Source organism: Acidimicrobiia bacterium, assembly GCA_041394025.1.
Lineage (GTDB): Bacteria > Actinomycetota > Acidimicrobiia > IMCC26256 > JAOSJL01 > JAOSJL01.
The window spans coordinates 67,844-87,979 of the sequence record JAWKJA010000003.1 but is presented as its reverse complement, the minus strand read 5'-3'; the positions used below and the strand labels follow the sequence as shown (position 1 = coordinate 87,979).

General features: G+C 68.1%; 18 protein-coding genes. 10 read left to right on the top strand and 8 right to left on the bottom strand.

The window, feature by feature from the left end; all coding sequences use genetic code 11:
• Positions 1-4 precede the first annotated feature (4 nt).
• The 3 genes from R3A49_07860 to R3A49_07850 all read left to right on the top strand — a co-directional run bounded on the left by R3A49_07860 (position 5) and on the right by R3A49_07850 (position 1,489).
• The gene (locus R3A49_07860) at positions 5-772 is read left to right on the top strand and encodes a hypothetical protein (GenBank protein MEZ5170645.1); all 768 of its coding nucleotides are present in this window, start codon (positions 5-7) and stop codon (positions 770-772) included.
• Positions 773-891: 119 nt separating this feature from the next.
• Positions 892-1,095: a hypothetical protein gene (locus R3A49_07855; protein MEZ5170644.1), complete on the top strand. Its 204-nt coding sequence runs from the start codon at positions 892-894 to the stop codon at positions 1,093-1,095.
• On the top strand, positions 1,088-1,489 hold the full coding sequence (locus R3A49_07850; protein ID MEZ5170643.1) for a type II toxin-antitoxin system HicB family antitoxin: 402 nt from the start codon (positions 1,088-1,090) through the stop codon (positions 1,487-1,489). The genes R3A49_07855 and R3A49_07850 overlap by 8 nt, the downstream gene beginning before the upstream one ends.
• A gap of 446 nt (positions 1,490-1,935) precedes the next feature.
• Here R3A49_07850 and R3A49_07845 read toward each other — a convergent pair whose 3' ends face one another.
• From R3A49_07845 to R3A49_07830, 4 genes are read right to left on the bottom strand one after another with little or no spacing between them, the layout of a single operon-like run.
• On the bottom strand, positions 1,936-5,022 hold the full coding sequence (locus tag R3A49_07845; GenBank protein MEZ5170642.1) for an FtsX-like permease family protein: 3,087 nt from the start codon (positions 5,020-5,022) through the stop codon (positions 1,936-1,938).
• Positions 4,997-5,710 (bottom strand): ATP-binding cassette domain-containing protein, encoded by a 714-nt coding sequence (locus tag R3A49_07840; GenBank protein MEZ5170641.1) that lies wholly within the window; start codon positions 5,708-5,710, stop codon positions 4,997-4,999. The genes R3A49_07845 and R3A49_07840 overlap by 26 nt, the downstream gene beginning before the upstream one ends.
• Positions 5,707-6,369, bottom strand: a complete 663-nt coding sequence (locus tag R3A49_07835) for an ATP-binding cassette domain-containing protein (GenBank protein ID MEZ5170640.1) — start codon at positions 6,367-6,369, stop codon at positions 5,707-5,709. Before R3A49_07835 ends, R3A49_07840 begins: the two co-directional genes overlap by 4 nt.
• Positions 6,370-6,380: 11 nt before the next feature.
• Complete coding sequence (locus R3A49_07830; GenBank protein MEZ5170639.1) at positions 6,381-7,364, bottom strand: hypothetical protein; 984 nt, start codon at positions 7,362-7,364, stop codon at positions 6,381-6,383.
• Between the two features lie 379 nt (positions 7,365-7,743).
• Between R3A49_07830 and R3A49_07825 the strand changes: the two genes are divergently transcribed.
• From R3A49_07825 to R3A49_07815, 3 genes are all read left to right on the top strand, one after another.
• The gene (locus tag R3A49_07825; protein MEZ5170638.1) at positions 7,744-9,189 is read left to right on the top strand and encodes a cytochrome ubiquinol oxidase subunit I; all 1,446 of its coding nucleotides are present in this window, start codon (positions 7,744-7,746) and stop codon (positions 9,187-9,189) included.
• Positions 9,186-10,211 carry a cytochrome d ubiquinol oxidase subunit II gene (locus tag R3A49_07820; protein ID MEZ5170637.1) on the top strand — a complete coding sequence of 342 codons (1,026 nt, stop codon included), beginning with the start codon at positions 9,186-9,188 and terminating at the stop codon, positions 10,209-10,211. Before R3A49_07825 ends, R3A49_07820 begins: the two co-directional genes overlap by 4 nt.
• A gap of 90 nt (positions 10,212-10,301) precedes the next feature.
• Positions 10,302-10,847, top strand: coding sequence for a hypothetical protein (locus R3A49_07815; GenBank protein ID MEZ5170636.1), 546 nt, complete (start codon positions 10,302-10,304; stop codon positions 10,845-10,847).
• 53 nt (positions 10,848-10,900) lie between these two features.
• On the opposite strand, the gene R3A49_07810 is transcribed toward R3A49_07815, so the two are convergent.
• Entirely contained in the window at positions 10,901-11,887 is a 987-nt protein-coding gene (locus R3A49_07810) for a glycerophosphodiester phosphodiesterase (GenBank protein MEZ5170635.1), read from the bottom strand.
• A 149-nt stretch (positions 11,888-12,036) separates the two neighbouring features.
• On the opposite strand from R3A49_07810, the gene R3A49_07805 reads away from it, so the two are divergent.
• The gene (locus R3A49_07805) at positions 12,037-12,948 is read left to right on the top strand and encodes an LLM class flavin-dependent oxidoreductase (GenBank protein MEZ5170634.1); all 912 of its coding nucleotides are present in this window, start codon (positions 12,037-12,039) and stop codon (positions 12,946-12,948) included.
• 15 nt (positions 12,949-12,963) lie between these two features.
• On the opposite strand, the gene R3A49_07800 is transcribed toward R3A49_07805, so the two are convergent.
• A complete protein-coding gene (locus tag R3A49_07800; protein ID MEZ5170633.1) occupies positions 12,964-13,545 on the bottom strand; it encodes a VOC family protein in 582 nt (193 codons plus the stop codon).
• A 196-nt stretch (positions 13,546-13,741) separates the two neighbouring features.
• Here R3A49_07800 and R3A49_07795 point away from each other — a divergent pair, with 196 nt between their 5' ends.
• The gene (locus R3A49_07795; protein ID MEZ5170632.1) at positions 13,742-14,761 is read left to right on the top strand and encodes an oxygenase MpaB family protein; all 1,020 of its coding nucleotides are present in this window, start codon (positions 13,742-13,744) and stop codon (positions 14,759-14,761) included.
• Here the strand turns inward: R3A49_07795 and R3A49_07790 are convergent.
• On the bottom strand, positions 14,722-16,944 hold the full coding sequence (locus R3A49_07790; protein ID MEZ5170631.1) for a YceI family protein: 2,223 nt from the start codon (positions 16,942-16,944) through the stop codon (positions 14,722-14,724). The two genes, R3A49_07795 and R3A49_07790, sit on opposite strands and share 40 nt — an antisense overlap.
• 42 nt (positions 16,945-16,986) lie before the next feature.
• Positions 16,987-17,859: an isocitrate lyase/PEP mutase family protein gene (locus tag R3A49_07785; protein ID MEZ5170630.1), complete on the bottom strand. Its 873-nt coding sequence runs from the start codon at positions 17,857-17,859 to the stop codon at positions 16,987-16,989.
• 88 nt (positions 17,860-17,947) lie between these two features.
• Here R3A49_07785 and R3A49_07780 point away from each other — a divergent pair, with 88 nt between their 5' ends.
• On the top strand, positions 17,948-18,286 hold the full coding sequence (locus tag R3A49_07780; protein ID MEZ5170629.1) for an STAS/SEC14 domain-containing protein: 339 nt from the start codon (positions 17,948-17,950) through the stop codon (positions 18,284-18,286).
• An 8-nt stretch (positions 18,287-18,294) separates the two neighbouring features.
• Complete coding sequence (locus R3A49_07775; GenBank protein MEZ5170628.1) at positions 18,295-20,103, top strand: glycoside hydrolase family 15 protein; 1,809 nt, start codon at positions 18,295-18,297, stop codon at positions 20,101-20,103.
• The last annotated feature ends 33 nt before the right edge of the window (positions 20,104-20,136 follow it).

Below are 20,136 nucleotides of genomic sequence, written 5' to 3'. Positions count from 1 at the left end.
CGCAGTGAGCCTGATTCCCGCGGATCTTACCGAGCGGTCGAAGGCGGTTCTGACGCCCGACTACATCGCCCAGAGGCGGGAGGAACTCGAACTCTCTCGCGAGATCAGTGCCGCACTCGGCTTCCCAGCCTTGACCAGGGAACTGTTGTCCTTGGGTGACGAGGTCGGCTTGAACGACGTTTCCGCGCAGTTCGCGGGGACCGTGTTCTACAACGACGGCGATCCGGCGTACTGCTTTCCTGGCGGGCCAGAGGCTGGGTTCCCCGAGGTCTGTCTCGGTACATGGTCGCTCGACCTCGACACGTGGCCCGAGGATGTGGACGTCGACGACGGCCGGGGGACACCGGGTGTGATCGAGGGTGACCTGCTGCCCGGGGAACGCTCGCGACTGTCCATCTACCCGTGGGAGATCCATGACTGGGCGATCGTTGCTGAGGCTCCGCCGAATCGGCCGGACGAACTGGCGACATCGACGGAGTGCGAGTACCGCGCGAACCCCGCGGCTGACGCAACGGACCGCATCAGCGGCGAGAGGTACAAGTCATTGTCCATTCAGGACAACTCGGCTGTGCAGGTGGCGTTCAACGAAGAGCTCCGCGCCCAGGCGGACGCACTCACGAGTCGGCTACCAATCGTGGAGGCCTTCTTCGGACACGACGACGCCAGAATGCTGGCTCTCGTGGGCAACGAAGAACTCGCAGAGGAGGTCGCATCCCTGATCGGGCGCTCCGTCACGATCGCCACCTTCGGCGCCGTCGACGGCAAATGCTGAAGTAAGGGCGCTCGCCCACTCGGCAACTTGTCGTACTGCTCTGCTTCGCGGGTGTTCTTCTGCTGAACAAAGGCTAGGCGCCCTTGCCTTGAGTTGGCAAGATAGCTAGCCTTACACTGGTGAAGCGCAAAGCACTGATCAAGCGGCTGCGGTCCATCGCCAAGGAGGCAGGTGAGGAGTTGCAGTTCGTTCGGGAGGGTTCCAATCATGAGATCTGGGCAATCTCGGGCCAACGCGTCGCAGTCCCTCGCCACACCGAGATCAACGAACGGACGGCCCGAAGCATCATCAAGTTCGCCGAGGAGGTGACAGCGCATGGCTAGGAACAAGAGCGCGGCGTCGAACTACCGGGTCGACGTTGTCCGGTCAGGTAACTGGTGGACGATCGAGATCCCCGATCTGCCGGGAGCCTTCTCGCAGGCACGCCGCCTCGACCAGGTTGAAGACATGGCTCGTGAAGTCATCGCGCTCATGACCGACGTCGACGAGAGCGATATCGACAGTCTCGATGTTCACGTCGAACCACCAGCGGACGTCGGTGAGCTCCTTTCGGCGCTCGAGGACAGTGTCGCCGCAGCAAGAGACGCCAGAGCTACCGAAGCTGAGATTCGACGCACGGTGGCACTCAAGCTCCGAGAGGCTGGTCTACCGACCCGCGATGTCGGATCGTTGATCGGTGTGTCACACCAGCGGGTCAGTCAGATCCTCGCCAGTTGACGGGCGGTGATCCCACCTCCGCGGCTCGGCGACTGCCCACCGGTGAACGACACCCGCGGCCAAGAGTTCCCGCTTGGTCCTGAGACGGCACGTTCTGAGAATCCGCGAAATCCGTTCCGAGCCCGCTCTACGACCGTTGCCCGGAGGGTCTTCTACCGGCCCCACGAGGGCGGGGCATGTAGAAAACGTGGTCGAAAACCGGACTCGCCGATTTCGATCGCCGTTTCCTGGCACGAATCTACCGGCCGGTGGACGTCGCGGAGCCCAGGAGCCGACAACGCGACCCGCGGCGCCGGAGTGATCCCGCTCGTCGACGGTGCGTAGCCAGCCCAGGAGGCTCCATCAGTCCTCGGGCGTCGCACCAACAACGCGGCGCTCGGCACCAACGGTGGGGTCGCCCGAGAGGTCGTGGCGGCAGATCAGTGTTCGTGGGATTCCTGCGAGCGTCACTCGTCCCGGAGCAGCTCGGTTGGCTCGAGCGCGTTGACGAGCCGTGAGCCGACGAGGGAGGCCAGCACAGTGGCGAACAGAAGCAGGACAACGGGCCGGGCGATGGTGGCGGCGGGAAGCGTGTAGTCGGGAGCGAGGACGAACAGCGGACGCAGGACGGCGACGAAGTAGTAGCCCATCGCCGCACCGATGAGCAGGCCTGCGGCGGCGCCGCCGACGGCGACCGTCGCCGCCTCCGCCGTGATCAGCGAACGGACGGTACGGGACTCGAGGCCCTGGGCGCGCAGTGTCACGTACTCCCTTCGCCTCTGGAGGAGGAGACCGAACACGAAGATGGCGATGGCGACCGTCGCCATGGCGAGTGCGAAGCCCGAGTCGAGATCGACGAGGCCCGCGATGTTCAGTGCGGCGAGGCTCGACTGGTCCCGGTCGAGCAGCGTCTCGCGCGTGTCGATCTGGAAGCCGTCGGCGGCAGCCGAACCCTGACGCAGCGCGTCGACGGCCGAGTTCAGTGACTGGCTGTCGCTCCCGCCGACGGAAGCGAGGAAGAAGTCCGGGGCCTTGTCCGGTACCTGCTCCGTGTGGGTCTCGATGGACATGACCGCATCAGCGCCCTCGGGAAAGCCCGGCAGCCGCTCGAAGAGCCCGGTGACCTGCGCGTCGATCTCGACCTGGTCGGGCGTGGCCCGCGCCAGGAGCACATGGATCGTGTCGCCCTCCTGAACCTGGAGGTGGTCGGCCATCTCGAGGCTCACGAGCACCGCCGTCGGATCAGCGTCGATCTCCTCGAGCAACGTCGTCGCCTCGTGGTCGACGGGGGCCGTCGTCACGAAGGCCGCGGGATCCAGCGCGGCCAGGTTGGCGGGATCCGACGTGCGATCGCTGCGAAGAATCACGTTGCTCAGCCCGTAGATCACCGGGGTGGGCGTGTCGACGCCATCGGCGGCGAAGGTTCCGGCGTCCTGGACGCCGTAGACCTGTTCGGCGGTCGGACTGGGCGTCACGCGGATGTCCGCGCCGTTGGCGTAGCGGGCGTCGTCGACCTTGGCAGCGTCGTACGACGCCGTGAACGCCGCGAGGCAGGTGGCCAGAGCCACGATGAGCGATGCCACGATCGCTCCGTTGCTGATGGCCCAGGGTCGGCGTCCCACGCTGCGACGGAACAGCTCGGGACCCGGCGGGCCGATGTGCGGTGTCGAGGTCGGTCGCGCGCGCGACAGGAGTGCGGACAGGACACGGGCCGCGAGCAGGCTCCCCGCGAGCCATGCCGCGAGGGGCAGAACGAGCAGTGGGAGGTCGAGCTCGACGGAGCGTCCGAAGTACACGGATCCGGGTGTGCCGTCGAACGCACCCGATCGAAGCGCCAACACGGTTCCGACGACGAGAACACCGGTCGCGACGAGGTCGAGTCGAGCCCGTCGCCACAACGGGGCTCGCTCGTCGAGGCGACGGCGGTCCTCGTTGATCTCGCGGTCGATGGAGCGCCGGCCTGTCGCATACAGGGCGAAACCCGTGACGACGAAACCGCCCAGTGTGCCGACGACGGCGGACGTCGCGAGGCTCGCCGTGCTGGCGCGCTCGAGCGAGGTCCGTCCCAGGATGGCACCCGCGGCGGCGAATCCGGCCACCAACCCGACGAGAGCGCCGACGCCGGTGATGAGCGCGGTGTGCAGAGCGAGCATGCGGAGGAGGTGGCGGCGGCCGGCGCCCCGGATGCGCAGCGTGGCGTGCTCCCGGCGCTGCGCTTCGGCGAGCACGTTGCCCGCGTACGCGGCGAGCATCGCCGCGAGCACGGCACCGGGAACGCCGAGGAACACGAAGAGCCGCTTCGCAGCCGCCGCGTCGCCTACTGCGACGCCCAGGGTGTTCGAGATGTTGTCGAGCAGGTAGTCCTGGCCTTCGGCCACGCTCATCACGTCGGAGGCGATGTGCTCGGTCTCCACCAGCGCCGTCGCGGGAGCTGCCGCGAGGGCATCACGGTCAACGGCGATGTCGACCTCCCGGATCGGTGGATTCTTCAGCCGTCCCGCCCCCGCCGTGATGGCACGTTCGTAGGCCGGGAAGACGGAGTCGGCGAACGTTGCCGGGGAGACGATCACCGCGTTGGGCGTGTAGATGAAGGTTTCGAGATCGCCGCCGCGCCGACTGGAAAACAACGAGCGTGATCGGGACAGGTCGGCGACACCCGTCACCGGCAGGTCGAGCGTCGTGTCGTCGGGCAACACGACCGTTGTGATGTCGCCGATCGAGATGCCGAGCGCGGTTGCAGCCTCTGCGCTGAGAACAGCACCGTCGCCGGCGAGAGCCCCTTCGGTGATGGAGATCGTGGAATCATCCCGGGCGTACTCGTCATCGAAGCCGAAGATCTTGGCCGGGCCTTCCGCCGTCACTGACGAGGCCCGAAGAGAGGCCGGTCCGAGATCGGCGATCGACAGGGCACTGGCGTTGGCGACCCCGGGGAGTTCTGCGATCTGGCGAGCCAGCTCGTCGACCTGTTGAGGCGGCGGCTGGTTCGCCGGGGTGGGGTTGAGCGACTCGCGACTCGAGTACGTCGTGGCCGCCATGCTGTCGTCGACCGCCGTCGTCGTCTCGGCTCTCACGCGGTACGTCAGCCGGTGGGAGGCGCCGGGCTCCAGCGTTCCGATGTTGAAGCCGTTCTGTCCCGGACCCGAAGAGAGTGGGTTGTCGTCGAAGCCCTCGATGGGGCCGTCGTCGAGGCGGGCGGAGTCAGGGACGAACCGGAGCCCGGTGGACGGGAGTGATCGGATCGTCACCTCGTGAGCAGCGACATCACCGGGATTCCGGACGTCGATGCTGATCTCGGCCTCGTCGCCTGCCGCCAGGGTGTCCGGCGGGTCGACGGTCTGGGTGAGCTCGAGCGTGCCGGCGGCTCGCTCGGTGACGACGCGCTGCATGTCGATCGCGAGTGGCTCGACGGCGCGCTGGGTCATCGACGCCGAGAGCCCGTCCACGAAGAACAGCACGCCACAGAACAGCCCGACCCCGAGGCTGACGCCGACCATCGTCGACAGCGTGCGTCGAGGGTTCCGCCACAGGTCAGCGAGGACGTATCGCGCCAGCACCGGCCGGCTCCTCGTGTCGTCGGGGTCGAGCGAGGTGCTCGGTCCGTGCCACACGACCGGCGATGGTCGGATCGTGGGTGACGACGACCAGCGTCGCCCCGATCTCGGTGTGGACCTCGACGAGAAGTTCGATCACTCGACGGGCGTTGTCGGCGTCGAGCGCCCCGGTCGGCTCGTCGGCAAGGATCACGGCGGGCCCACAGATCACGGCGCGGGCGATCGCCACCCGCTGACGCTGTCCTCCCGAGAGCTGGTCGGGCAGGCGCGTCCAGAGACCCTGGAGTCCGAGCCGGTCGAGCACAGTCCGCGGTTCGCCCCCGAAGGCGGGGGCAACGGGCCGTCCGATCGCGAGTTGGAGACCCACGTTCTCCTCGACGGTGAGGTGAGGGAGGAGGTTGTCGGCCTGGTAGACCATGCCGATCCACCGGCGTCGAAACGCGGCCCGTTCTCGCTCGGAGAGAGCCGAGATCGCGGTCGGACCGATCGCGACGTGTCCCGACGTCGGGAGCGCGAGTCCCGCGAGCAGACCCAGCAGCGTCGACTTCCCGCATCCGCTCGGTCCCATGATGGCCACACCCTCGCCCCCCTCGATGGTGAGACCGGCGTGTTCCAGTGCCCGTACAAGCCCGCCCGGTGTTGCGTGCTCGACGGTGAGCGCGCTCGTCTCGATCCGGTTGGCGGAGCTCATCGGCGCCGCACACGGTGGTCGGCGAGCTCGTAGCGGGCGTCCACCCGGTCGGCGAGTCCACGGTCGTGGGTGACGTAGAGCAACGCGTAGTCGGCCTCGAGCACCGTGTCGATGACGTGACCGGCGGTCTGCCCGTCGAGCTGGGCGACGACCTCGTCGGCGAGTACGAGGTCCGGATCGTTGGCGACCGCAACGGCCAGCGCGACACGCTGCGCCTCGCCCCCCGAGAGACGGCGTGGGCGGTGGTCCGCTCGGTGCTCCACTCCGAACGCACCCAGCAGCTCGAGCGCGCGCGCCTTGGCGTCGTGTCGGGACCGTCGACTCCCGAAGGCGAGGGCGAGCTCCACGTTCTCGCGCGCCGAAAGGAACGGGATGAGGTTGTCGGCCTGGAGGGCGATGCCGATGCGCTCGGCCCGCAGCCGGGCCCGAGCCGGCTCGCTCAGGTCGCCGAGCGTCACACCGTCGACGGAGACCGAGCCGTGGTCGGGGTTCAGCAGCCCGGCCACGAGCGACAGCAGGGTCGACTTCCCGCTCCCCGAGAGCCCGATGAGGCTGGCCTTCTCGCCGGGCTGAACCGTCAGGTCCACGTCGGCGAGCACCGGCACGGGATCGCCATCGGCCTGTCCGAAGGACTTCGACAGGCCCCTCACGTGCAGCACAGGCGAAGCGGTCAACTCGCCCGCTCCGACTCGGGTGCCGCACCGAACACGTCGGGAGCCGTCTCACGGGCGTGGGCCTCGAGGTCGAGCACCGTCTGGCTCGCCTCGGCCAGGCCCTCGGGGCTCAGCTCGACGAGGTTGAGGAGCTCGAAGCGGTCCTTGTGCAGGCTCGCGTCGAGCGGGACGTTGTTGATGACCCCGACGCCGGGTGCGTAGTACTTGTTTTCGTTGTCGGGGGCGCCGGCCTCGCCCTCCTGGATCACCCGGACGTTGTCGTAGCAGCCGAAGGCCACGCACTCCCTGACACCGACCTCGACGGGCTCACCGACCGACGGGTCCTCGTCCGGGGCGGCGCCGATACACCAGCGGGGTGTGTCCATCGTGACGTCGGCAGGCGCGAGGATGCCCACCATTCCTCCGTCGGCGTCGCCGAGCCAGGCGCCCTCGGTGTTGGTGTACTCGCCGCCCTCGTACTCCTCGGTGTAGCCCCCGAGGATCCAGACGTTGCCGTCCCTGTCGAGCGCCATGTAGTCCATTCCGACCTGGGCGACCTCGCCCGAGTCGGTCGACTCGTCGAGCATGGCGACGGTCGGGATCCCGTCGATCTCCCGGATCACATCGGTCATCGTGGTGATGACCTCGTGGGGAACCTCGCGGTCGCCGACGAGCGTGGACCCGCCCCGCACCCACTGCAGACCCGGCGTGAGCGGGTGGTACGGATTCGTGTCGGTCGTGGGGTCGACGAAGTTCGCCGGGTCCACCTCGACCGTGGTGCCGCAGTCCAGCGACTCGTCAGAGCCCGAGGCACCGGAGTCCGAGCTGCCGCTTCCGCCACAGCTCGAGACGACGAGTGCGAGCGCCGACAGGGCTCCGACGGCCCGGAGCGCACGGCGGGTCGCCGGACCGGATCGGGAGCCCGACGGTTCACGCTGCTCCGATCGACGTCGTCCCGTCTGATCCTGTCTCGTTCCGGCTTCTTCTGATCGACGTGCCACGGCGGGCCTCCCGTCCGGGTGCTTCGGTAGTCGGAGTCCTACGGCGACGACCCTGAAGGCAGCCTGAACCCGGGCTGGACCGTCAGCGGGGATTCAGGTTCGATCGGTGTGGCGCCTCCGGCGCTGCACGCTGTAGGCACAGCGACCCGCGGCGGAGGTCGAACAGACGATGCCGGTCACTCGGTAGGCTGCCGCCCGGTGGACGCGACAGGGCCGTCGGCGTGTTCGGTCGAGCAGGGGATGTGGCGTGGTCGGGGGCGGTGAGCGAACCGGGGCAGGCCTCGCCGCACCGAGTCGCTCTCCACATCCGGATCGGGTCGGGCGAGCGTGAGTCGCTCCGGGAATGTGAGCTGATGCGCCCCGCTGACCGGGACGTCCGATGATCGACCTCGGGTCACAGATCCTCGCTGTCGACCCGGTGCCGTGGGCACGCGGACAGATGGCGTTCACCCTCGCCTTCCACATCGTCCTCGTGCCACTGGGTGTCTCGTGGGCGGCCATGGCGCTCATCGCCAACTACCGCGGGATCAAGCATGACGACGCCGATGCCCTGCGGCTGGCGCAGCGGTGGTCGAAGTACATGGCGGTCACGTTCGCCGTGGGAGCCGTCACGGGGACCGTCCTCACCTTCGAGTTCGGCCTTCTGTGGCCGAGATTCATGGACCGGTGGGGCGAGGCCTTCGGGATTCCCTTCGCCGTCGAGGGCCTGTTCTTCTTCACCGAGGCGATCTTCATCGCCATCTACATCTACGGCTGGCGGCGCCTGAAACCCTGGCCGCACTTCTGGACAGGCGTGCCCGTGGTGATCGCCGGGATCGGCGGGAGCATCTCGGTGGTGGCGGCCAACGCCTGGATGAACCAGCCGGCGGGCTACACGCTCGACGCCGCCGGCAAGGTCACCGACGTCGACCCGCTCGGCGTGATCTTCAACGACGCGATGCCCCTTCAGGCGGCACACATGGTCGTGGCCGCGTACCTCGTGGGCGGGTTCCTCGTGGCGTCCGTCTACGCCTTCGGGATGTTGCGGGGCCGCAACGACCGGTACCACCGCCTCGGCTTCATCATCCCGTTCACGGTCGCAGCGATCGCGACACCGGTGCAGATGGTCGTGGGTGACTCACTCGCCCGGTACGTCTTCGAGAACGAGCCCGAGAAGTTCGCGGCGATCGAGCTCGTGGGGGAGACAGGCGACGACGTCCCCGAGACACTGTTCGGGTGGTTCAACAGCGACGGCGAGGTCACGGGTGGGATTCCGATCCCGGGGATGGCGTCGATCCTGTCGGACCCGGGCGACTGGACGAGCACGGAGATCCAGGGACGCGACGCGTTCCCCGAAGACGAGCAGCCCACGATCCGACAGGCCAACATCGTCCACTGGGCATGGGACGTGATGGTCGGCCTCGGAACGCTGTTGCTCCTGCTCTCGGCGTGGTTCGGCATCGTGTGGTGGCGGCGACGCGACCTCCCCGGACCGAAGTTGTTCCTGCGCATCGCCGCGGTCTCGGGAATCCTGGCGGTGATCGCGATGGAGGCCGGCTGGGTCGTCACCGAGGTCGGCCGGCAACCGTGGATCGTGGTGGGCGAGATGAAGGTCGAGGACGCCGCCACCGCCAACAACGCTGTGTGGATGACGTTCCTCGTGATCCTCGGGGTCTACGCCGTCGTCGGCGTCACGACCGTTCTCGTGTTGCGCGGCATGGCACGCCGCTGGCGCGAGGCCGAGGCCGTGGCCGAGCACGACGTCCCGTACGGCCCGCCTGCACCGGTCGCCTCTCCGGCCGATCCCCCCGCGCACGATGCCGGTGACAGGGAACCCGTCGGATGAGCTGGTCGGACGTGATTGCCGTTGTCCTGTTCGTCGGTGTGACGGCCTACGCCGTCTTCGGCGGTGCCGACTTCGGAGCCGGCTTCTGGGATCTCGTGGCGGGAGGCGCCGAGAAGGGGGAGCGACCGCGGGCGCTGGTCGACCACTCGATCGGTCCGGTGTGGGAGGCGAACCACGTCTGGCTGATCTTCGTGCTCGTCGTGTTGTGGACTGCGTTCTCGGAGACGTTCGCGTCGGTCACCCTCACACTCTTCGTCCCTCTCACACTCGCCGCGCTGGGGATCGTGGTACGCGGATCGAGCTTTGCCTTCCGCAAGGCCGTGTTCCGCACCCGCGACCAGCGGAACTTCGGTGCGGCGTTCGCCGCGTCGTCGGTCGTCGTGCCGTTCTGCATGGGGGCGATCGCCGGCGCGATCGCCTCCGGGCGCGTTCCGGCGGGCGGCAGGGCCGGGGACCCCTGGAACAGCTGGGTCAACCCCACGTCCGTTCTCGGTGGCGTCCTCGCCGTAGCGGCGGTGGCATACCTCGCGGCCGTCTACCTCGTCTGGGACGCCCGGCGCCTCGACGACGACCGCATGGTCGAGTACTTCCGCCGTCGTGCGGTGGGAGCCGCCGTCGTGACGGGTGTGATCGCCTTCGTGGGGACCTTCGTACTCCGGGAGGACGCCCGCTACGTCTTCGACGGGCTCACGTCGCGTGCCCTGCCGCTCGTCATTCTCTCCGCTCTCTGTGGGCTCGGGTCGCTGATCCTGCTGGTCCGGCACTCCCACCGCTTCGCGCGCGTCCTCTCGATCGGGGCGGTGGCCGGCGTCATCATCGCCTGGGGTGTCGCGCAGTGGCCCTACATGCTGCCGACGACCCTGAAGGTCTCCGACGACGCTGCGCCCGAACCGACCCTCGTCGCCCTCTTCGTGGTCTTCGTCGCCGCCGCGGTGATCATCCTGCCGTCACTGGCACTTCTCTACGTCCTCGACCAGAAGTCGCTGCTGCCCGACGAAGGCGCCGACTCCACCACGAGCTGACGTCGACAGAGCTCGTGGCCACCCACGCGCCCGAGAGTCCACGGACCAACGGCCCTGGCCGCCGTTGAGCCGTTCCGCGACGATCAGAGCGTGCGGAAGGTTCTGGTTCTCGTCGGCACGACCGTCGTGGCGGGCCTCCTCCTCGCCTGGGCAGCCCGGGTTTTCGGGGGCACCAGCGCGGTCTTCGCATTCCTGGTCGTGTGGGTGCCGATGGTGTGGCTGGGAACGGTGAGCCGCGTCGCTCGACCCCGCCTTCCGGGTTCGTACCATGACCTTCGCGCCTTCGAGGTCTCCGGACGTCTCTACGAGCTGCTCGGAGTCCGTGTCGCGAAGCGACTGCTGCGCCGCGGACCCTTCGCCGTGTTCAACCCCGACCTGCACCTGCCGTCCGAACACACGCCGGAGAAGCTCGCCCACCTCGACCAGAGAATGAGGGACGCCGAAGTGAGCCACGTCATCCTTCTGATCGCCACTCTGGTCGTCGTGGTCAACGCCGCTGCCCACCGCTGGTGGACGGCCGCGATCCTGACATTGTTGTTCGACGTCCTGGTGAACGGCTATCCGGTCATGCTCCAGCGCTACAACCGAGCCCTGCTCCAACGCCGCCATCCCACGCTGCCGCGGCATCCGAACTGAGGATCTGGCGGTGGCGCGTCGGAGTGGCCGTACGGCTCGAGCGCGGGCCGCACTCAGCCCACGGATGCGCCGGATGTGCACGCCTCCAGCGGTGTGGCGCGGCCGTCTGTCTTGGGGACGAGGACCTCCGGCATGTTCGTGAACATGCCGTCGACACCGAGGTCGAGCAGCTGCACCATCTCCGCAGGGTCATCGACGGTCCAGGGGTGCACGACGAGGCACCGACGGTGCGCCGCCTCGACCAGTGCCGCGTCGGCATCGGCGAACGCGGGGCCAATGCCCGCGGCGTACCCGGCGATGTCGTCGAGCGCGGCCTCGTCGGGTGGCGGGCTGCCGGGAACCCGGAGCTGCACGAGGGGGATGTCGGGAACCAGCGTGTGGACGCTGCGGAGACTGTCGGGACTGAACGACTGGATGATCACCTGCTGCGTGTCGGACACGTCGTCGAGCAGACCCGACTCGCCGAGCAGATCCACGAGCGACTCCTCCATGGCAGGCTCGGCGCCCGACGTCTTCGTCTCGATGTAGTACCGCGTGTCTGAGCCGTACCGGTCGAGGATCTCCTCCATCGTCGGGATCGTCAGGCCGACGTAGTCGGGTTCGGCGAGCTCGGGGTACGTCTCGTTGAACCACGACCCCATGTCGCACTCGAGCAGTTGGTCGAGGGTCTTGGCGCTCACGGTTCCGGTACACGAATCAGCCGGGCCGCGGGCGGTCCGGTCCAGTGTGTCGTCGTGGAGTACCACGAGGATCCCGTCGGCCGTGAGTTGCAGATCCTGCTCGATGTAGTCGGCGCCCTGCTCGAGGGCCAAGTCGTAGGCGGCGAAGGTGTGCTCGGGTGCGTCGTGCGACGCTCCCCGGTGGGCGATCACGACCGGGGCATCGGGCGCCTCCATCGCCGTCGTGGTGGTCGTCGGAGCGCTCTGGTTGTTGTCTCCGTCGTTGTCGGCGCTGCAGCCGGCGATCAGCACCGCCACGGCACACGCAGTCGCCAGGCCGACGAACCGTTTGCGGTGGGCAGCCTCTGTCGTGTGATCCACTGGCTGCTCACTGGACCTCATGGTGCCTTTCGGGTCAACGTCATCCCGCTGCGTCGACACTACGCCACGGGCCGCCAGAGCTCCCGCGGCGGCACCTCGCCCGGTCCGGCGCCGTTTGTGCGACGCTTGCACGAGGCCAAGGAGCGACCATGCGTGTGGGGATCTCGGTACGAAGCGTCTACGGCGTGGGCGACGTGCGGAGCGGCGCGCGGTTCATGGTCGAGCGGGCAGCTGCGGCGCGCGAGGCGGGACTCGACTCCCTCTTCGTCGGGGACCATCACAACGTACCGGTGCCCTACTACCAGAACTCACCCATCCTCGGACGGTTGTTGGCCGAGTGGGATGAGCGCCCCGCCGGTGCCCTCTACCTCTTGCCGCTCTGGCATCCACTGATCGTCGCCGAGCACGTGGCGACGCTTTCCGCCGTCGCCGGTGGCCCCTTCGTGCTCCAGTGCGCCATCGGCGCGGGCACGGAGCAGTTCGCGGCGCTCGGAACCTCGGAACGCGACCGGGCAACCCGCTTCGAGGAGTCGTTGTCGATCGTCCGTCGGCTCCTCGCAGGGGAGGAGGTGGATGCCACCGATCCGTGGTCGATCCAGAGCGCGCGGATCGCTCCGTTGCCTCCCGGAAGATTGTCGATCTGGATCGGTGGCCATGCTCCCCGGGCGATCGACCGCGCCGCTCGTCTCGGTGACGCCTGGCTCGCGGGGCCGGACCTCGTCCCCGAGGCGGCCGACCGACTGCTCGGCACCTACCGGCAGCGTTGCGACGTTCACGGAAGAAGACCGTCGGTCATCGCGATCCGACGCGATGTGCACGTGGGCGCAGACGACGCCGACGCGCGGTCCGTCGCCGGCCCCGTGCTCGACGCCGGCTACCGCGGCTTCGATCCGAGCGCCTGCGTCGTCGGCGGGGTCGAAACGGTGGCCGACGAGTTCCGGCGCTTCGCTTCGATGGGCTACACGGACGTGATCGTCCGCAACATCGTCGAGGAGCAGCGGTCAGCTCTGGCTTCGATCCAACGCCTCGCCGACGTCCGACGTCTCGTTGCCGACGCCTGAACGGCCCCGACCGGATCAGGCCGGGTCGAGGATCTCGTCGCCGACGAGCTTCGTCGTCGGTACCTGATCGACAGTTCCGTGTCGAGCGAGCTCACCGACCGCAGACACGGGGTCGGGATCACCGAACACGCGGGCGTCGTCGAAGTCGGCAGGCCGGCCGGTGGCGTCGATCGCCCACCAGGAGGCCTCGAGCGAGATTCCGTTCGGATCGGTGAAGTACACCGAACGCACGAACCCGTGATCGACGACTTCGGTGACCTCACTGCCGGCGTCGATGAGGCGCTTCCGCAGGGCTTCCAACGCATCCTCGTCGGGAACATTGAAGGAGAGGTGGTCGAACTGGATCGGGAAATCCGGGGGCGGAGCGCCGGCAGGTTTCTCGAAACGTTCCAAACCGGGGATCTCGAAGAACGCGATCGTGTTCTGTGGCCCGATCTCGAAGAAGTAGTGGCGCATCGGACCGGCCATCGTCGTGCACACGAGCCGCATACCGAGGACGCCCGCATAGAAACGGACCGTCGAGTCCATGTCGGGTGTGACGAGTGCCAGATGGTTGACGCCCCGCCAGTGAACCGTTTCGGGGGTTGTGCTGCCCATGGGATACGACCTCCTGTCGATCCTCCGACTCTACGACGCCGTCGGGCGCCATGCGCCGCGGCTGCAGGCTTCGACGGACCTCTCCTTGTACTTCATGTCCGCACGGGGTGAGGGGTCGAGTTCGTCTCCGAGGCGATGGTGTTCTCCGGGGCCGCCGGACGCGTCCGGCAAGAGGCGTGTTGGGTACTGTTCCGCCATGGCACGCCGATCCGGACCACTCGCGGCCGCCTGGACAAGCATCGTGAATCTGCGCCGACGCCGACCGGAGTCACGCACGGACCCGTTCGATCAGTACGCCGCAGATCTGGGTGTCGACACGGTGCTGGCCAGCGAGGTCGGCCAGTTCCACACGTTCGCCATTCCCCGCATCTCGGCCCTGCTGCGCAGGACGGGCGAGTACCACAACGACGGAGTACGCCGACTCGACGACACGAAGGCGCTGATGGCCGCACCTCTCACCAGGGGCCCGGACAGCGCCGAGGGGCGCGAAGCCATAGCCCAGATCAACCGGATCCACGCCCAGTACGCGATCCGAAACGATGACTACCTCTATGTCTTGTCGACGTTCGGGTTCGGGTCGGAGCGCTGGAACGAGCGCTACGGGTGGCGGCCCATCACCGATTCCGAGAAGCGGATGCTCTACGAGCGGATTCGCTGCACGGGTGTGGCGATGGGCATCGATGGAGTACCCGCCGATGGAGAAGAGCTCCGGCGCTGGGTCGACAACTATCTCGACGAGAACAGGAGGTCCCACCCGGACAACCACGCCTTGGCCGAAGCCATGATGTGCGCCGTCGAAGCCATGGTGCCGAGGATCGTGCGTCCTCTGGTGTCGCCGGTCACGCGAGTGTGGATGGGCGATCCCGAGCTCCTTGCTGCGCTCGGCTATTCGCTTCCGCCGCGCCCGATGGTCTGGGCGGTCAATGGCGCCATGGCGCTACGAAAATGGTTCCTGGCGCGCTTCACCGCGATGCGAGGCCGGGACTTCTTCGACCTGTTCCTGGCGAACCACCTGTCGTCGCGCCCCGACGGGTTCACCAGCTACCGCGAGCTCGGCCCCATGGCGCTGCTCGAGAAGTTCGGTCGGCGCGAAGATCCAGGGGCCGTCGGTGCCGAAGACCAGAGGACACGGCCTTCTGTCGATCCTCCGAGTGAGGGACCCCTGACCACTGCGGATCAGTCGGGCAACGCCGCGACGGTGGCGACCGTCGAGTAGCACATCTCGTCCTCCGTGCCCTCGTTCCACGTGATGTAGCGGGGCTCGGGCATGGGAGCGAGCGCCCGGTCCCACGTGCACTCCACGAGAAGGGTGTCGTCACGGTCCAGCACGACGGTGTCGAGGGGCTCGTAGTGGAGTTGCCAGTCGAAGCTCCAGTTGGGGATGTCGAGCAGTATCCGTTCCTCGGGCGTTCCCGGGTTGAGCGTCATGCGGAACGACTTCCCGAACTCGTGCATGTGGCCGAAGATGCCGACGATCTCACCGGGATTCGAGACGCGGTGGCGGCAGTCGGCGTGGGCGACGCCGTCGGTGTCGCTCAGGTAGTCGCTCAACTGCTTGCGGCACTGGAGGAGTAGTCCGGTCGGGATGAGAGGTGCGCCGGGGCCGAACTTCTCGCCGAGTTGTCGGAGGACCGCATCGCGGTCACAGAGTGGGCCCCTCTCCTCGTCGCTGCACGGGATCTCGGCGGGCGCCAGGTACGTCGCGTTGTCGACGGGCCGGACCGCGCCCTCGGCCACGTCCCTCTCGGGGGCGAAATCGACCACGACCTCGGACGTGTCCTCCGGGAACTCGTGGTCGTAGTGGTAGTGCGTCTGCACGACGAAGAAGTCGCCGGGCTCGAGCCGGATACCGGTCCCGTCGGGATACTCGACGGGTTGCTGGCCGGGCGCCCACGCGGCGATCTGCTCGACCCGGCCGTCGAGCCCGGTGAGACCGCCACACGCCCACCCGGTGCCGGGGTCCGCATCGTCGATCTCCCGCGCCGTCTCGAGAACGTCGGCCTCCGCATGGAAGAACACGGCGTGGTGCACGATCTCCTTCTCGTCGGGCACGATCGTGAAGGACCGTACCCAGCGCAACTCGTCGGTCTCGGGGAGGGCGTAGATCCGACAGCGGTAGTCGTCGAGCTGCTCGGAAGTTCCTGCGTAGGGCTCCGGCGTGATCGTGACGTCGGCGTCGACTTCGCGGATCGCGTCGACCGAGGGTTCGATCGGAGTGTGGGTGGGGACGTCGAGCCCGCCACCCTCCTCGGCCCACGCGGCGATCTCCGCCTTCTCGTCGTCGCTCAACGACCAGTCGTGGTCGAACGGCAAGGACTTCTCCGACGCGCCCCATGGCGGCATGTAGCCCCATCCGGTGACGAGGGCGAGGTCGTCGGCGACCTCGGCGGCGTCGCCGGCCGTCTCGAGCGGGAACGTCTCGTTCCCCACGCCGTCCTTCTCGTGGCACGACGCGCAGCTCTCCTCGAGGATCGGCTGAACCGTCTCGGAGAACGGGTACTCGCCAGGGTTGCCGACCTCCCCCACCGACGCGGCGGCCACCGTGGCGTTGCCGTTCCCGGGCTCGGTCTCGTCTGCCACCAGGTCGAACCGGAGTGTGACCTCGTCGGATGTCGACAGGAGACCGGGAACGGCGATGGGCCCGATGTCGAAGGACGACATCAGGATCTCGGCTTCCATCGTGGCCGTGACGCGCTCGGCGTCGAGGCGCACAGTACCGGTGAAGGTCACGGGCTCCGTCGTTTCCTTGACCGTGAGGTCGCCGCCGACGCTGACGTCGTAGTCGACACCCTCCTCGGCGGCAGCGGGGAGTCCCGCGATGGCGCCGGGGTCGAACTCGACGTAGGGGTGTTCGGTCGACTCCAGGAAGTCGTGCCGGATGCGCTTGTCGCGAAGCGCCGAATCCGACTCCAGCGCCTCGACGTTCACGACGATCGTTCCGATCCTGCTCTTCCGGACGTCGTCGCGGTTGAGCGCGATCTCGCCGGCCACGAGCGACGTGGAGCCCTCCACGGTGGAGTCGTTGCCAGCTTTTCGCTCGGTGGTGATGTACGTCGCCGACGACTCGTCGCCCACGCGGAACAGGTCGTCGCCGGGCTCGAGCACCACCGGAGGTGCGGTGACGCCGTCGGAGCGGACCGATCCGTCCTCCAAGAGCCAGGTCCAGTGCTCGCTCGTGAGGAAGGCCCCGAGGGCGAGGAAGAACAGGACGCCGCTGAACATCAGGCCGGCCCGCCGTGGCCAGAGACGCCCGGCTGGTTCGGCGTCGAGCTCGCCGTCGCTCGTTGGCGTTCGGCGTCGCCAGACGATCGCAAAGAACGCGGCGGCGGCGACCGCGACGCCGAGCAGGACGTAGGGCGCCGAGTGTGCGACCTGATCCTGGACGTGGGCGAGCATCATCACGAACCGCTCTCACGATCACGAACCGACCCTCACAGTGTGTCAGGCGCGGTTGCGCTCGTCGGTCGCCAGGCGCTCCTCGACACCGAGGATCTCCGCCATCTCGTCGAAGTCGGCCATCTCGCCGGCGACGGAGTCGGTCTCCGCGTACCGGCGAAGGTGCCGGTAGGTACGGTCGAGAGCGCGGGTTGCCGCGTACAGGCCCGACAGCACGAAACCGACGGAGAAGAAGCCCATCTCCCGCAGCTCCTCGAGCGAGCACAGGGGTGTTCGTCCCCCCTCGATGAGGTTGACCGCGAGGGGTGGGGGAAGCCGGTCACCGATGATGCGGAGATCCTCGACCGTTCGGGGTCCCTCGACGAACAACACGTCGGCGCCGGCGTCCTTGTAGAGGTGGGCCCGGCGGAGTGCCTCGTCCAGTCCGTGTGTCGCGAGAGCGTCCGTGCGGGCGGTGATCGTGAGGTGGTCGTTGCCCCGGGCATCGACGGCGGCGCGGATCTTGGCCGCGTGCTCCCCGGCGTCCACGACGGACTTGTCGCGCATGTGGCCACAGCGCTTGGGCCACGTCTGGTCCTCCAGGATGACGCCGAAGGCACCGATCTGCGCCAGCGCACGCACCAGATGCTGCACGTTCAGTGGCCCACCGTGACCCGTGTCGCCGTCGACGATCACCGCCAGGTCCGTCGCCGCGCAGACCCGTCGGGCGACCTCGAGCAGCTCGGACTGCGTGAGCAGCCCCAGATCCGGCTCACCGAGCAGGGTGGCGGCAACGCCGTAGCCCGTGAGCACGACCGCAGGAAACCCGGCGCGTTCGGCCAGGCGGGCCGACAACGAGTCGTAGACCCCGGGGACCACCGTGACCTCTCCGGCCTCGACGAGCGGGTGCGCCGGTGCCGGATCGTCTCGACGGGTCACGCCCGCGACCCTACCGAAGGCGAGGAGGAGCGCCGCAGGTATCCTGCGGTGCCCGCCTCGCAGAAGGAGATGCACGATGATCGAGAAGATGGACCGTAGTTCCGGGTCGACGCTCGGGTTCAAGGTGTCGGGAGACGTCTCCAAGGAGGACTACGCCGTTCTCACCCCGGCCGTGGAGGCGGCGGTGGCCGACACCGGATCGGTGAACCTGCTGTGCGACCTCACCGACTTCCACTGGGAGAAGGTGAGCGCCTGGGGCTCCGACCTGCACTTCGGACACGAGTACCACGACAAGATCGAGAAGATGGCGATCGTGGGCAACCGGAAGTGGCAGGAGTACCTCACGAAGATCGCCAGCCCCTTCTACGCGAAGGAGGCGCAGTACTTCGACAGTGACGACGACGCCTGGGCCTGGTTGGAGAACTGACCTTCACCGTGGCGAGCCCCATCGAGGACTACGCGATCATCGGCGACACGCAGACCGCCGCGCTCGTCGACAGGAACGGCTCGATCGACTGGCTCTGCGTCCCGCGCTTCGACTCCGGCGCTGTGTTCGCCGCACTCCTCGGGGAAGTGGAGAACGGACGCTGGCTCCTGGCGCCGGCTGGTGGGATCAGGCGGATCGAGCGTTCCTACCGCGACGGCACACTCGTCCTGGAGACCACGTTCCACACCGACGACGGTGTCGTGCGGCTGATCGACTTCATGCCGATCCGCGACGAGACGGTCGACGTCGTGCGGATCGTGGAGGGCGTCTCGGGGCGGGTGCCGATCCACATGGACCTCCGCATCAGGTTCGACTACGGCTCGAACCTGCCGTGGGTCGTCTGCGAGGACGGGCGGACGCACGCGACGGCAGGCCCCGACTCGATGGTGCTCTCCACGCCGGCACCCACGGAGGGCGCGGGACCGTCGACCGTCTCCGACTTCGTCGTCCAAACGGGAGATCGGATCCCCTTCGTCCTGGCGTGGCATCCGTCGCATGTCGACGCACCGCCCGAGGGTGATGCCGACGATGCTCTCCAACGGACCGACGACTGGTGGCGGGAGTGGTCGGGACGGTGCAACTTCCACGACGAGTCGGCCGACATGGTCCGCCGGTCGCTCATCACCCTGAAGTCGCTCACGTACGCGCCGACGGGCGGCATCGTCGCCGCGGCGACCACGTCACTGCCGGAGTGGATCGGAAGTGTCCGGAACTGGGACTACCGGTACTGCTGGCTGCGCGATTCGGTGCTCACGCTCCTTGCTCTCATGACCGGCGGATACGACGACGAGGCCCTGGCGTGGCGCGACTGGCTGTTACGGGCCGCCGCCGGCGACCCCGCCAAGCTCCAGATCATGTACGGGCTCGGTGGCGAGCGGCGCCTCGACGAATACGAGGTCCCGGGGCTCTCGGGCTACGAAGGATCGGCACCCGTGCGTGTCGGCAACGCGGCGAGCAACCAGTTCCAACTCGACGTCTACGGCGAGACGCTCGCCTCACTGGCGTTCATGCGCGACGTCGCACCCGCCCAGGCCGGATCCGCCGGCCACGCCGACGAGCCGTGGAAGCTCGAGGTCGCCCTGCTCGACTTCCTGGAGGGTGCCTGGCAGCACCCCGACGACGGCCTCTGGGAGATGCGCGGTGAGCGCCAGCACTTCACGCACTCGAAGGTCATGGCGTGGCTCGGTTTCGCAAGCGCGGTGAGTTCCGCCGAGGAGTTCGACCTCCCCGCTCCACTCGACCGTTGGCGTGCCGCACGCGACGAGATCCACCAGCAGGTCTGCGACGAGGGTTTCGACCCCGACCTCAACTCCTTCACCCAGGCCTACGGATCCAAACAGCTCGACGCGGCGCTCCTCCAGATCCCGACGTCGGGGTTCCTGCCCGGGAAGGACCCCCGGATGGTCGGAACCGTGGCGGCCATCGAGAAGGACCTCATCCAGGACGGCTTCGTCCTGCGCTACCGCAGCGAGTCCGGCGACGACGGGCTCCCGCCCGGGGAGGGCGCCTTCCTGCCGTGCTCCTTCTGGCTCGTCAACAACTACGTCGCCCAAGGGCGCACCAAGGACGCCACGGCGCTCTTCGAGAGGCTCAAGGCCGTCGCCAACGACGTCGGGCTGTTCTCGGAGGAGTACGACCCTGTGACGAAACGCCAGCTCGGCAACACGCCCCAGGCGTTCACGCACCTGAGCTTCGTCCAGGCCGCGGCGAGGCTGTCGGGCTTCACGGGCACGGCGCTGGGTACCCACGACGACTGAGGCCCACCTGGTTCGCCGACCGGCGACGTCGGC